The 13,389-nt window shown below is 43.5% G+C and carries 12 protein-coding genes; 2 read left to right on the top strand and 10 right to left on the bottom strand.

Going from position 1 to position 13,389, the window contains the following annotated elements; all coding sequences use genetic code 11:
• Window positions 1-20: 20 nt before the first annotated feature.
• Window positions 21-1,373: an amino acid permease gene (locus tag MHI16_RS01755; RefSeq protein ID WP_061406680.1), complete on the top strand. Its 1,353-nt coding sequence runs from the start codon at window positions 21-23 to the stop codon at window positions 1,371-1,373.
• On the opposite strand, the gene MHI16_RS01750 is transcribed toward MHI16_RS01755, so the two are convergent.
• From MHI16_RS01750 to MHI16_RS01720, 7 genes are all read right to left on the bottom strand, one after another.
• Window positions 1,368-2,126 carry a YqcI/YcgG family protein gene (locus tag MHI16_RS01750; protein ID WP_061406678.1) on the bottom strand — a complete coding sequence of 253 codons (759 nt, stop codon included), beginning with the start codon at window positions 2,124-2,126 and terminating at the stop codon, window positions 1,368-1,370. The genes MHI16_RS01755 and MHI16_RS01750 overlap by 6 nt on opposite strands.
• Window positions 2,127-2,305: 179 nt before the next feature.
• Window positions 2,306-2,689: a UPF0715 family protein gene (locus MHI16_RS01745; RefSeq protein ID WP_061406675.1), complete on the bottom strand. Its 384-nt coding sequence runs from the start codon at window positions 2,687-2,689 to the stop codon at window positions 2,306-2,308.
• A gap of 103 nt (window positions 2,690-2,792) precedes the next feature.
• Window positions 2,793-3,422, bottom strand: coding sequence for a LysE family translocator (locus MHI16_RS01740; protein WP_058015253.1), 630 nt, complete (start codon window positions 3,420-3,422; stop codon window positions 2,793-2,795).
• 109 nt (window positions 3,423-3,531) lie between these two features.
• Entirely contained in the window at window positions 3,532-4,719 is a 1,188-nt protein-coding gene (locus tag MHI16_RS01735) for an MFS transporter (protein ID WP_058015252.1), read from the bottom strand.
• A 54-nt stretch (window positions 4,720-4,773) separates the two neighbouring features.
• A complete protein-coding gene (locus tag MHI16_RS01730) occupies window positions 4,774-5,820 on the bottom strand; it encodes a Gfo/Idh/MocA family oxidoreductase (protein ID WP_061406674.1) in 1,047 nt (348 codons plus the stop codon).
• Window positions 5,817-6,683, bottom strand: coding sequence for an HAD-IIB family hydrolase (locus tag MHI16_RS01725; RefSeq protein WP_061406671.1), 867 nt, complete (start codon window positions 6,681-6,683; stop codon window positions 5,817-5,819). Before MHI16_RS01725 ends, MHI16_RS01730 begins: the two co-directional genes overlap by 4 nt.
• The gene (locus MHI16_RS01720; protein WP_061406669.1) at window positions 6,658-7,983 is read right to left on the bottom strand and encodes a DegT/DnrJ/EryC1/StrS family aminotransferase; all 1,326 of its coding nucleotides are present in this window, start codon (window positions 7,981-7,983) and stop codon (window positions 6,658-6,660) included. The genes MHI16_RS01725 and MHI16_RS01720 overlap by 26 nt, the downstream gene beginning before the upstream one ends.
• Before the next feature lie 109 nt (window positions 7,984-8,092).
• Between MHI16_RS01720 and MHI16_RS01715 the strand changes: the two genes are divergently transcribed.
• On the top strand, window positions 8,093-9,082 hold the full coding sequence (locus MHI16_RS01715; RefSeq protein WP_061406667.1) for a LacI family DNA-binding transcriptional regulator: 990 nt from the start codon (window positions 8,093-8,095) through the stop codon (window positions 9,080-9,082).
• Window positions 9,083-9,121: 39 nt separating this feature from the next.
• Here MHI16_RS01715 and MHI16_RS01710 read toward each other — a convergent pair whose 3' ends face one another.
• From MHI16_RS01710 to MHI16_RS01700, 3 genes are all read right to left on the bottom strand, one after another.
• Window positions 9,122-10,744 (bottom strand): L-lactate permease, encoded by a 1,623-nt coding sequence (locus MHI16_RS01710; protein WP_061406665.1) that lies wholly within the window; start codon window positions 10,742-10,744, stop codon window positions 9,122-9,124.
• A 39-nt stretch (window positions 10,745-10,783) separates the two neighbouring features.
• Window positions 10,784-11,731 (bottom strand): L-lactate dehydrogenase, encoded by a 948-nt coding sequence (locus MHI16_RS01705; protein WP_003217251.1) that lies wholly within the window; start codon window positions 11,729-11,731, stop codon window positions 10,784-10,786.
• 216 nt (window positions 11,732-11,947) lie between these two features.
• Window positions 11,948-13,378 carry a YfcC family protein gene (locus tag MHI16_RS01700; RefSeq protein WP_061406663.1) on the bottom strand — a complete coding sequence of 477 codons (1,431 nt, stop codon included), beginning with the start codon at window positions 13,376-13,378 and terminating at the stop codon, window positions 11,948-11,950.
• Window positions 13,379-13,389 lie beyond the last annotated feature (11 nt).

The raw sequence follows: 13,389 nt of genomic DNA, 5'->3' as shown, positions 1-13,389 counted from the left end.
AAAGAGGCGGTCACAAGCTAATGTCATTGAAACAGAAAGGTGTTGCGCATGCATTGAAAGAAGAACAAACTTTATCTTGGTGGCAGCTTTCTCTCATCGGAGTCGGCTGTACGATTGGCACTGGTTTCTTCCTTGGTTCCAGCATTGCCATTACAAAGTCAGGTTTTTCCGTCTGCATTTCTTTTTTACTTGCTGCGGTTGGAACCTATCTCGTCTTTAAACATTTGGCTGCGATGACAGCTGATAACCCTGATAAAGGGTCGTTTTGCTCCTATGCTCGTAAAGCATATGGACGCTGGGCAGGGTTTAGCAATGGCTGGGTGTATTGGTTTGCAGAAATGCTGATTACAGGAAGTCAGTTAACAGCGATTTCTCTTTTTACCCGCCACTGGTTTCCATCTGTGCCGCTCTGGGTGTTTTCTGCCATTTATTCCGCACTTGCCCTGCTCGTGATAATCATAGGGCTCTCTTCTTTTCAAAAGACAGAAAATGTCCTTGCGGTACTGAAGACAGCGGCGATTTTTCTATTTATGATCCTGGCAGTGCTGGTGTTATTCGGCATTCTGACAGATCATAAACCGACCCTGCATCTGCCAAACAAAGATCACGAATGGATGCCGCTCGGTGCACTTGGTCTTTGGAATGGATTGATTTACGCATTTTATGCATTTGGGGGAATTGAGGTCATGGGGCTGATGGCGGTTCATTTAAAAGACCCGAAGGATGCAGCAAAGTCTGGACGGGTCATGCTGATGATTCTAGCGGTCATCTATATCGTCTCGATCGGACTTGCTCTCTTGCTTGTCCCAGTAACAGCCTTTAACGAGAACAGCAGTCCATTTATTACATCATTAGATCCATTTCATTTATCGATCTTTCTTCATATCTTTAATGGCATTTTCATTATTGCCGGCTTTTCGACATTGGTTGCCTCACTCTATGCAGTCACGACGCTGCTTGGCACGATGTCGGAGCATCAAGATGCACCTGCTTGTTTTAAACAAAAAGACCCTTCTCATGTCGGATGGCCTTCGATTATTTTAACTGCTGCTGGATTAATTGTCTCGATTTTGCTTGCACTCTTTTTGTCCAAACACATCTACGAGCATCTCACAACAGCAGCCGGTCTTACCCTTCTGTACACATGGGTCTTCATTCTGTTCTCAAGTAAAAAACTATCAAAGCCATCCACTCGCCAAACGTGCGAAATGTTTCTTGCGCTTCTCTTGATTGGAGCCGCCATTTCAGGCACTTTAACAGAGGCAAGCGGACGACCTGGCTTTTTTATCAGCCTTGGGATCATTGCAGTGATTGCCATTATGGTGCTATTTATGAGAAGAAAGTGGAAGCAGCAAGATCAGACCGCATCATAATTTCATCATGTTTCTTAATGCAGTAAAAGGACATTTGGCGGAGGCTGGTTTCTCCGCCTCATCATCTGAGAGAAAGTATTGCTTCCATTCATGATTGGTCGGATCACCGTACCATTTTAATGATGGATGAATGCTGACCTCATCATATGCTTTGAGCCGCTTGCGAACGAGCTGGCTCATTTTTTGACCAAACTTGGTCGATCCATTCAATTTCTCAAACACCCATCTAGGCTGAAATGCCATTAAGACATAAGGGAAGTGGCGGCTTTTTCTGAGCTTATGAGCCGGTGTGGAGCATAAAATAAAATATGCTTCCCCGTGAAAGCAATACTCCCACTCATGATGATGAGCATCTAGTGGAATCTCCTCAGGCCATGGCACTTCATCTTTCTGGTGCAGTCGTTGAAGTAATGACCAAAACTGCTGCTCAAACTCTTCAAGCGAACTTTCCTTTAAATCCTGCGGTGTTTCAAAAAAACAAATAAATGATGCATATTGACCCGTTTCTTTCGCACAGCTTTGATATTCTCTCAGCAGCTGCGCTAATTCCTCAACAGCCTCCTCTTCCCTCGGATCACCCACAAACCCATAGCGTAAATGATCGAGAAAAAATCCCTGTCTTCCGGGGACACAAGGGAATGTATCTGCCTCATCTCCTACCATCTCTCCAAATAGCGTAAAAGCATCCTGCTTCCATTCTTCTAGTGATCGTAGATTTTGATCAAGGCAACTTTTTGCATACAACTGGGCCATTTCCTTCCACCTCGTTTTAGCGTCTTCTCCATAGCCTATGAGAAAAAAAGGCTGTGGTGACTGTCCCTAAGCGACTTTCATTGCGCATTCAAGAGGTGGATGTTCTCGTTCAAATTGAGCATGTATGTGTGTCTTTCACGCCATGCTGCTTCTTTTCATAGAGCACTTTTGTATCAACCCTATGATTGGTTCTTCATTAAAAAGACAGAATCGAGCACCCAATAAATGAGGGCTGAGCAAAAGCAAAACAGATAGACTTTGTAGCTAATGAACACAACCAGTCCATAATCAATCCATAACGCTAACGCAGAGCAAATCACCCACGCCGCAAGAAAATAAACAAGTAAGTCACGGCCTCGAAACTTTCTAGGATGCCTGTGTAAAACAAGCTGAATCGGTGTAGCAAACACTACATAAGCAATCAAAATGAGCAGACTTGTCATCTCCACATAACCAAAGCCTGCTTCAGGCGGGATAAATAGCAGGGTATATACGAATGTTGCTGTGATGACTGATAAGATCAGCATGCACAAATAGTTGAAGACTGGAAGAAAAATACGCATGGCAAAGCTCCTTGAATCCATTTTATATCTCACCATTATTCAAGAATGTGTTATGTCTGTCAATCCTTACAAAAAAAGCAGACTGACATGTCAGTCTGCTTTTCTACCCGATCAACGCCATGATCCCTTGATACCCAAAATAGACGCCGAAACCAAGTAAAGATAAGCCTGCAAGAACGGATAAGCCATGTAAGACACGTTCACTTAAATAGCGCCTAAACGAACTAGCCAACAGCGCCATGCTGAAATCCCAGATCAACATGCCGATAAAAATAGCTATGCTGTACATCAGCATTTGAGATGCCCCATACTTTTCGATCGTATTGGCCAAAATACTGCCGTAGATCCCAAGCCAAAATAAAATACTGAGCGGATTGGAAAGAGAAATGAAAAATCCCGTCATGAACGAATGCCCGATCGACGTGTTTCCTCCATCCTTCTTTGGACTTTCCTGCAAGTTGATTTTACGAAGGCTTTCAATTCCGGTATAGGTTAGAACGAAAAAACCGAACAGCCACAAAAAGGTTTTCACAAGAGGTGCAGTCAAAAGCTGGGCGACACCAAAATAGATGAGGAGCATGTAGACAATATCCGCAGCCATTGCCCCCACACCAAAAATCCACGCATGCCAAAAGCCACTTTTAATCCCTCTATCAATTTGGGCAGCATTCACTGGCCCAACAGGCGCTGAAAGTGACAACCCTAAAAAGATATACCCAAAAAACACCGCCACATAGACGTCCTCCTTTTGATGCTGACTTGTACATATTATTCAAACGTTCTATGGTTTAGTACAAGTCCTTTGTCATCTTTTCAGGCGGACTCAAGGGCATTGATATCGCTTATCGATCCGCTTTCAGTGCCGACTGCTGCGGGAGAACGGTTTCTTTTTTCTTCATACGATTCATTTGAATCGCAGCTGCAAATAGGAGAACAGCTAAGAAGGCGAAAACAAAGATGGCACTTGCTGCTCCTGCCCATTCAAGACTAAAGCCGATCAAGAAGGACAAGCAGGCTCCGCCTAAACTTGCGGCTGCAATAAAGTAACTCGTGGCCTCGTCGATGGCATTTTCAATCATTAATGCAGATGCAGTCAGTGCGATTGGGAACATACCAGCTGCGCACAAGCCAATGAAAAAGATGAGAAGCAGCTGAGCGGCAATGTGGGTGGTCAAAGCAAAGACCACGAGCAGCAGAATCATGAGTGCTGCGCTTAGCTTTAAAAAACGCAGCGGGTGCAGCTGGTCTGCTTTTCTCGCAATCACGGTTCTGCCGATGACAATGGCTGTCCAGAAAGTGGAAACTGCAAAGAGACCCCAATTGTCTCCCCCCTTCTCCAGCATGATCGACGGCAAAAAGTTCGCAAAGTTCGTTTCAATCCCTGCGTAGAAAAAGGCAAAGCAAATCATGATTACCACAATGATTCGATTGTTTCGATCAACAAGTAAGGACGGTTTTCTCCCCCCATTGGAAGGAGAAGTCATCTGTCCACGAGGCAATTTGTTCATAAAGGCAAGCCAGAGCATAAGGAAGAAAGTCAGTGCACCGACTTGAAATAAAAACACATAGTGCCACGTCTGTTCATTGACAGTCAGTAAAATCACAAGTGGAAATAACAGCGCTCCTAACCCAAAGAAGACCTCCATGATGCTGATTCGCTTTGCACTGTTTGCCATCGAAATCACATACGCTCCGGCCGTTGTCTCAAGACTGCCTGCACCACTCCCAAGAAAAAAACCTGCAAGCACAAGTGTTGACCAGCCCGGCACCAAAAGCCCAAGCAGAAGTGACCCAATCATCAGCAAAAGACCCATAGTCAGAACAGCGCCATAGCCTTTTTTCCTCACAAGGATGGGGGATAACAGAACCCCTGTCAAAAAACCAATAAACTGAAAAAAAATTAAAGATGATAATTCCCCTGGACCCTTATCGTAACTAGACAGTAAATAAGGAGTTAAACTGCCAAAAAACACATGAATGGTCCCAATAAAAAAATAAAAGACACAGCCAAAATAAAATACTTTTTTCATCTTTTCACTTCCTCTAAAAAGGAGCGGAGTTTTGACATCCTCCGCTCCACCTCTTTAATATGCCCGAGCAGACTCGACAGCCTCTTCCCTCTCGAAGCATGTATTAAGCGCAGCCTGTGCGCGATACCCGTCTACAAAATCAGCAACTTTCATATGAGATGGATATGGATCTGTATTCACCCAGTGCATCAGCTGATCACGGAACGTATCAGACCATCCGTAAAATTCATTTGGTGGATCTGTCAGCAGAGTTTGCGGCATTTGATGACGCTCCACACACAAGCCATCGCTGATCTCATATTCGTTTTTCATGTTCGTATGATATTTGAATACCTTGTCATGACCAACGACTTCTACACTAAATCCGCATTCCTCCGGCTGCGTGCTTTTGGATGTGACCAAATGAAAGAACACTTGATTCTCCATCTGACCGAAAATTTCGGTATGATCATCCACCTGTACCTTTTTCTCTTCCTTTTCCTTTACATGCGTCAGCATCTTGGTATTTAAGGAGTCTTTCTTCATGTCACTGCCAAATAAGTACCAAAGCATATCAATTAAATGAATGCCAAGATCCCCTAATGCACCGCTCGTACGCAGACTCTCCCCGCTGTCTCTCCATGAAAATGTCTTTCTTCTGAGGGCACTGTTTTTCTTAAAATGAGTCCTGACAGTTAAAATCCGACCTAATTCACCATTGGCAATCAAGTTCTTCAAAATATTCACAAAGGATAAATAACGATAGTTAAAGCCCATACTGGCTTCAACCTGGAACTGTTTGGCTGTCTCCACCATTTCCTTCGCTTCCTTCAGCGACACAGCCATCGGCTTTTCACATAAAATGGGCTGTCCTGCTCTTAGTGCTTGAAGGGCATGGTCTTTGTGACAAAAATTCGGGGAAGCAATGATCAACCCATCGGATGCATCTGCTAAAGTTTCGATACTTGAATACACACGTCCGCCATACTGTTTAATGAATCCCTGTGCAACTGACTCGTGTAAATCATAGACACCTGATAACTCTGCACCTTTGATCGTTGATAATGCTCTTGCATGTGCTTTTGCAATATTCCCTGCTCCAACAATTCCAATTTTCTTCATGAATGTGCCTCCTCATGTTTATACATCACTGTTTTCAGTGTTTCATAGATTCCTTTTGCATACCCATGATGACAAATTTGATGATGGTGCCGCTTGGCTTCGGCCGTCGCATTTTGGACGAGGAAACCGTGCGTGACGGATTGAAGCATCCGCAAATCGTTCCCACTATCTCCAAAGGCAAAGCCTTGACCTTTCGATAAATCATATTGCTTCAGCATAAAGCGGACAATTTCATCCTTCCCTGTGCCAACTGGTAAAAAATCGACATCATAGCAATCCGCAGGGTCTCCTGCGAGCGGATTGCATTTGTTGATGTTGACCGCCACCCCGCGCTCTTTGGCAAGTGTTTGGATGAATGATAGATGATGAAGATCTGTCCGCTCATCCTGCTCCTGATAATAGAAATTCTTCTTATACCCTGAGCTGCCCAGCTGCGTTTGCGGTCTGAGTTGAATTCCCTTTTCACGTATGGTTTCGAGGATGTCTTCAATTTTTTCATCTGAAAAGCCCTGTGCATCCAGACGCTTCATCCACTCCGCATCTGGCTGTCCAAAATGAGCATTTGATGTATACACAATCTCAGTCCCTAAGTTCGACGCAATGAAATGCGGGAATTGATGAAAACCGCCTTTTTCCATTTTGCTTGTCACAGAATCAAGGCTGCTCCCTGTCACCCAGCCAAGCATAAGCTCTCCTGCTTCGCTCTTTTCTGCCACAAAGGCCTCCAGCCGCTTGACATCCTCTCGCTGCTCCTCTGTCATTTCGTGAGAATAATAGGTTTCATCAAAATCACAAAAGACGATCCACTTCGGATTTTTCGGCTGATTCAGTAGTTTTTTATTGAATGGAAGACTTGATAACATGTTGAACCCCCTCGATGACCTTCTCCTGATCTTGCAGCGGCATGCCTGGATACAGCGGCAAGTGAAGTAATTGCTGTGCTGCTTTTTCCGTATGTGGAAGTGATGTACGTTTATACTTTTGAGAAACAAGATCTGTTTGATGCTGATGCGATAGGATTGGGTAATAAACATCTGTCTCTATGCCCATTTCCAACAATTTCGCTGCAAGCTCATCTCGTTCTCCCTTCAGCACCCTGATCGGGAACAGATGCCAGACATGATCATCCGTCAGCTTCGGAAGCTTCAAGTATCCTTCATCCTCTAGCGTTTGCAGCTGGTCAATGTAGCGCTTTGCTAAGTAGAAACGTTTAAAGTTTTGTAATCCTAAATACTTCATACGTTCGAGTCCGATCGCTGCCTGCAAATTATCAATTTTCGAATTAAAGCCATAGTCACTGCGTTTGACATTTTTCTTTCCTACTTCAAAGCCGTGATAGCTGATCTCCATGCATTTCTCCGCTAAGGCTTCATCATTTGTTGCAATGGCTCCTGCCTTGCCGCAGACACCAAGATTTTTGTATGGATTAAAGCTGAGAACAAGCCCATCTCCATATGCTCCGAGGCCGGTGCTGCCAATTGCCTGACAGCCATCTTCAATGATTTTCAGCCCATGCTTTTTCGCAATCGCCGAAATGGCCTTCATGTCCGCTTGTTTTCCATATAAATGAACCGGAAGAATGCATGCCGTTTGATCTGTGATATGCTTCTCTATTTCACTCGGTGCCAGGCAGTAAGTATCTGGATCAATATCGGCGTAGACCGGAACAGCCCCAATCGCAAGCACTGCATTTTCTGTTGCAGCAAAGCTATTTGCTGGCAAAATGACCTCATCTCCTGGATGGACGCCTGCTGATATGAGACTGATCATTAGGGCATCTGTTCCACTTGACGTGGCAATGACATATTTCTTCCCTAAGTACTCAGCGAGCTGCTTTTCAAACGCCGGAATATATGGCCCTGAAGTAAAACGGCCAGAGCTCAATACTTCTTTCAGCACCTGCATAATGTCATCGATCTCATCCTCTGAAATCAGTTTATCGACTGGCAGAAACGGTATCTTTTTTTCCTTATTTTGTTTATAATGGAAGAGAATTTTTTCCAAGCCAGTGCGTCTTATATCTTGTTCGAGGAACGTCACCAGCTTTTCATTTGCTAGGTGCTTCTCAACTGAATCAGACTTTACTTGAACACCTTGATTGATCATATCCAGCAAAGGGAGATAATCCTTGCTTTTACCTGATATCTTCGTCAATATTTGCATTCCATTCCCTCCAATTAATCAATTCCATTTGTTAATATTTAACTTGTTTCACATTGTAAATGATGTTATCGATTTCAGAACAATAACTTTGTGTAAAGGATTTGTTAATATGTGTACAATTTATGAAATTGCCAAACGCTGCGGGGTTTCAACCACCACCGTTTCCAGAGTGCTAAATCATCATCCATATGTGTCAGAGGAAAAGCGCCAGCTCATTTTACAGGTGATGAAAGAAATGGAATATACACCGAGTTCAGCAGCTCGCACTCTACGTTCACATCAGACAAAAACCATTGCTGTGTCTGTGCCGGCTGTGGACCATCCTTTTTTTGCACAATTGATTAAAGGCATTTCAAAAGAAGCACTGGATCAAGGCTATAAAGCGATCGTGCTTCAGACGTTTTATCAGGAGTCGTTAGAGCTTGAAGGTCTTCAATTATTAAAAAGAAGAGAAGTAGATGGGGTCATTTTAGGGGCATTAGAAAATCCGTGGGAAAAGATCGAGCCATTTTTAACGAACGGCCCTATTGTCATGGCGAATGAATATCATCAAACAGCAGACATTCCGATTATTGGATACGATGAGCGAGAAGCTGCCTATAAAGCAGTTGACTACTTGATTCAGTCGGGGCGAAAAAAGATCGGGTTTTGCTTTGATACAGAAAGCAGTGAAGCACAGAAACAAAGGAAACAGGGCTATCTTGATGCTCTTTCTGCCCACGGCTTGCCGCTGCATGACGATTGGCTGTTCGGGGAGGCCTTCACCATTGAAGACGGTTTTCGTTTAATGGATGTCATCCATGACATGAAGAATGCACCTGATGCCATTTTCACCGGTAATGATCAAGTCGCAGCAGGGTTCATTAAACAGGCCATTTCATATGGTTATCACATTCCTAAGGATCTAGCGGTGATCGGCTATGACAATCAAGACATTTGCGAGGTGACAGCTCCAACGATCACCACAATTGACATCCCGATCGTAGAGCTTGGCCACCGGTCTGTGCAGCAACTGATTGAGCTCCTGCAAGACCAAAAACCATTACAGCGTGAGCATATCCAGCTGCCTACCCGGCTCGTGACAAGGGAATCGACATAAACAAAAAAAGACTGAGAGCTGTCTCAGTCTTTTTTAAACCTATACAAATTGAGCAAGAATGAATGTCCATATACACACTATGCCGAGCAGGATGAAGCTGTACTTCACAGTCTTTTGGAAGAGCTCAGATTCTTTACCTGTTTCTCCAACTGCTGCTGTAGCAATGGCAATAGATTGTGGAGAGATTAATTTCGCCATGACCCCGCCCGTTGTATTTGCTCCAATTAACAAACCTGCCTGTGAGCCGATTTGAGAAGCAGTGACCGCTTGAAGGTTGCCGAATAAGGCGTTGTTACTCACGACAGATCCTGTAATAAACACCCCGATCCAGCCAAGCACTGGGCTGACAAGCGGGAACAAATCGCCTGTTTTGGCAAGTGCAAGCCCAATGGCTGAACTTAGACCAGCGAAGTTCGCCAAATTGGCAAAGCCCATGACAAAACAAATGGTAAGAACTGGTACCCAAAGCTCTTTCACTGATGCTTTTAAGCAGGCAGCGCCTTCTGTTAATGTAATATGTCTGCTAAACAAACCAGTCAGCATCACCGCAATCAGAATGGCCGTACCCGTTGCACTGATCACATCAATTTTAAAGATCGCATCAATAGGTGTTGCTGTTTGTGCAATTGGTGGTAATTTCACAATTTGCTGATGCAAAAATGGCATTTTCACTAAAATGGTTGTCCAGTTGAGCGGGCCTCCTACAGCAAACAATGCTTTAAATGCTGGCAGACTCCATACCGTAATCACGGCGGTTAAAATATAAAACGGAGACCAAGCTTTTAGCACTTCAACGCCGCGATACGTTTGTTTCTGTTCAATGGCTGGTGCTCCTTCTTCACGATAAATGTGTTTCGGTTGCCATTTTCGAAGAAATAAAGCCAAAATCCCCATACTTGCTAATGCTGAAATAATATTGGCAAGCTCAGGACCCATTGTCACCATTGTGACAGCTTGTAAAATGGCATAGCTTCCACTCACAACAAGCAAGGCAGGGAGCGTTTCTTTAATCCCTTTGAATCCGTCCACAATGAGAATGAGTAGGAACGGAATACAGAATGAAATAAACGGAATCGTAAACACAAGGATTTGAGATAATGCAAGCGGCGTCATATTGCCCATTTGCGCCCCTGTGATGACTGGGATCCCCACCGCACCAAATGCGCCAGACGCAGCATTGGCAATTAAGCAGAGCATAGCAGCTTTCAGCGGTTTAAACCCAAGCTCTGTTAAGAGAGCGGCACTAATCGCAATCGGTACACCAAACCCAGCGGCTCCCTCTAAAAATGCGTTAAAACTAAAACCAATTAATAAGAGCTGAAGACGTTGATCTTGAGAAATTCCTGCAATACTAGAACGAATAACATCGAATTTACCAGATTTCACAGCTATTTTATAGAGCCACACCGCCATGATGACGATATATCCAATCGGCCACAGCCCATTAGATATACCGAGCAGCACAGCAGACAATGCTTTTTCAATTGGCATATGAAAGAAGAAAACCGCTGTTACAAAACTGACGATTAAGGTAAAACAAGCGGCTAAAACACCTTTTAACTTAAATACGGTTAATGCAAGTAGGAAAAACAAAATTGGAAGCATTGCTACCAATGCACTCACGAACTCATTACCAAACGGATTATATATTTGCTGCCACATAGTGATTCATCCTTTTCTGCTCAGATAGATTGCTTTTGATTAAAAATGAGGAGCCAAGATCTCTTTTAACACATTCACACTGTGCGCGAATTGTTCTTTTTCTGTATCATTCAGTGCAAGCTCTATCACTTCTGTTGCGCCATTTCGATTCACAAGGGCAGGTACACCAATGTAGACATCTTCTGCTCCGTACTCTCCATCTAAGTAAGTGCTGACAGTCAAAATACTGTTTTCATTGTGCAGAATCGCTCTTGTTATGCGGGCCAAACTCATCGCTACGCCGTAGTAAGTAGCGCCTTTTTTCTCAATGATTTGATAAGCGGCATGACGGACATTTTCCATCATCTCATCTAAATCTTCTTGTTTGTATTGATCATTTTTCTTCATTAATTCTGTAATCGGTACACTTCCGATATTCGCATGACTCCAAACAGCAAGCTCTGTATCGCCATGCTCTCCAATGATGTACGCATGCACATTGTGTGCCGCTGCGTCAAAGTACTCACTGAGCATGTATCTAAATCTTGCAGTATCAAGTGTAGTTCCACTGCCAATCACTCGTTCTTTTGGCAGTCCACTGAATTTCCAAGTCGCATATGTTAAAATATCAACAGGGTTTGTGGCGACTAAGAAAATACCATCGAATCCACTTTTCATCACATTGTCTACAATGCCTTTAAATATATTTAAATTTTTCTCAACAAGGTCAAGTCTCGTTTCACCTGGCTTTTGATTCGCTCCAGCACAGATACATACAATGTCTGCATCCTTACAATCCTCATAATCTCCATACCATGTGTTCACTGGGTGCGGAGCAAATGCTTTCCCGTGGTTTAAATCCATGACGTCACCCATTGCTTTATCTTGATTCAAATCGATGACAACCAATTCATCTGTGATCACTTGATTTATTAATGTAAAGGCATAACTGCTACCTACAAAACCTGCTCCAATAAGTGCTACTTTGTTTACTTTTTCGTTTGTCATTTATCTCATCCTCCTGAGTAAAACTAGGTTGTTTTTTGTATGTGAAGTATTTCACATTCTTATTGTGCAATACTTCACAAACTTTTGCAAGGGGGTTGCTCAAAAAAAATATGTAGCGAATTTGTGAACACACTTATTGTGCTTTCAAAGCGCTGTCTCCATGCATATTTCCACAAGAAAAAAGCTGCCAAACGATTGTCAGCAGCTTTATACATGTTAATAAGGTCCCCAGTTGATCATCACGCCGATACAAATAAAGACAAGTCCAATGACAAACCAAATGAGCGCAAGCGGCACCATAAAACGAAGCCACTTCACATAAGGAATACCACTTGCAGCGAGCACAGCCATCAACACACCTGATGTCGGATTGATACAGTTAACCACCCCTTCGCCAAGCATAACCGCTTCTACAGCGACCTGTCTTGTGATGCCCATTAAATCAGCCAGCGGCGCAAGAATTGGAATAAAGACAACCGCTTCTCCTGATCCTGATGAAATCAAAAAGTGAAGAAGTGCACTCGCAATATACATCCCGATCGCACCAGCAATTGGGCTAAATCCTGTCAACATACTCGCCAAGCCATTGACCACGGTATCAAGCAGCTTACCGTTTTCCAAAATGACAGAAATGCAGCGTGCCATCCCAACAATGAGTGCGCCGTAAACAAGGCTTTGACAGCCGACGATAAACGTTTTTGCAATATCATTGGCTGCTAATCCGCCAAGTAATCCAGCAGCAATGGCCATAAAAATGAAGACTCCTGCCATTTCCTTATCGGTCCAGCCAAGCTGAAGCGCGCCATATAAGAAGCCCCCAAGAGACAATCCACACACTGCTAAAATCAGCTTATGTCTGCTCGTAAATTCAGGCTTGTCCACAGATTCTGCATCAGATCCGCCAAGTCCCTTCGCAGGAAACCATTCATCTCCAAGAAGACTTCCCTTTTCTTTATTCTTTAAGCGTCTTGTATATAAATAGATGTACACAATACTAGATATAAGAAAACAAAGATAAATAATGACACGAAGACCAATGCCAGAAAAAATCGGCAGTTCTGCAATTGTCTGAGATAACCCCAGTGGAGATGGAGACAAAATGGTCGCGTTAAACCCGGCATAACAGCCAATATAAATGACCGCAGCTCCTGCCACAGCATCCCATTTCAAGGATCTTGCCACAATAATCCCGATTGGAATAAATCCTATAACGGAGTTCACGACAATCCCGGTCGTTCCAAGCACTGAAAATAATCCTCCAACAATACAAATAAACAATAATTGCTTTGTTTGAAATCTGCTGATGACATGGTGAATCATTCCGTTAATGGCACCTGTTTTCTCCAAAATGGCAATGGTTCCGCCAGTAAATAGAATGAGAAAAATAATAGAAGAAGACCCTACCATCCCTTCCTGAATGGCTGTAAAAAAGCCCACTGGACTTACGGGTGATTGATCAATGCGGTGATAGCTGCCAGGAACAGCTGTTGTGATTTCCCCCGATGTCTTTCGGTCAAACTCACCCGCGGGTACAAAATATGTTGCAATGGTACAAATGAGCGCAATGATAAATAAGAGAACATACGCATCTGGCATTTGAAGTTTTCTTTTTTGTTTCTCTGGTGGTGATACTGCTGCTGTTTTCATGTGTCAAAACC

The sequence above is a fragment of the Bacillus sp. FSL K6-0923 genome (genome assembly GCF_038630825.1).
In the GTDB taxonomy this organism is placed as follows: Bacteria; Bacillota; Bacilli; order Bacillales; family Bacillaceae; genus Bacillus; species Bacillus pumilus.
This window is presented reverse-complemented; position numbering and strand designations above follow the sequence as displayed.

Excerpts from the sequence above, each read along its gene's own strand:
- MHI16_RS01725 (WP_061406671.1), bottom strand. The coding sequence starts at position 6,683 with ATGTTATCAAGTCTTCCATTCAATAAAAAACTACTGAATCAGCCGAAA.
- MHI16_RS01710 (WP_061406665.1), bottom strand. The coding sequence starts at position 10,744 with ATGTGGCAGCAAATATATAATCCGTTTGGTAATGAGTTCGTGAGTGCA.
- MHI16_RS01745 (WP_061406675.1), bottom strand. The coding sequence starts at position 2,689 with ATGCGTATTTTTCTTCCAGTCTTCAACTATTTGTGCATGCTGATCTTA.
- MHI16_RS01715 (WP_061406667.1), top strand. The coding sequence starts at position 8,093 with ATGTGTACAATTTATGAAATTGCCAAACGCTGCGGGGTTTCAACCACC.
- MHI16_RS01730 (WP_061406674.1), bottom strand. The coding sequence starts at position 5,820 with ATGAAGAAAATTGGAATTGTTGGAGCAGGGAATATTGCAAAAGCACAT.
- MHI16_RS01755 (WP_061406680.1), top strand. The coding sequence starts at position 21 with ATGTCATTGAAACAGAAAGGTGTTGCGCATGCATTGAAAGAAGAACAA.
- MHI16_RS01700 (WP_061406663.1), bottom strand. The coding sequence starts at position 13,378 with ATGAAAACAGCAGCAGTATCACCACCAGAGAAACAAAAAAGAAAACTT.
- MHI16_RS01750 (WP_061406678.1), bottom strand. The coding sequence starts at position 2,126 with ATGGCCCAGTTGTATGCAAAAAGTTGCCTTGATCAAAATCTACGATCA.
- MHI16_RS01705 (WP_003217251.1), bottom strand. The coding sequence starts at position 11,731 with ATGACAAACGAAAAAGTAAACAAAGTAGCACTTATTGGAGCAGGTTTT.
- MHI16_RS01720 (WP_061406669.1), bottom strand. The coding sequence starts at position 7,983 with ATGCAAATATTGACGAAGATATCAGGTAAAAGCAAGGATTATCTCCCT.
- MHI16_RS01735 (WP_058015252.1), bottom strand. The coding sequence starts at position 4,719 with ATGAAAAAAGTATTTTATTTTGGCTGTGTCTTTTATTTTTTTATTGGG.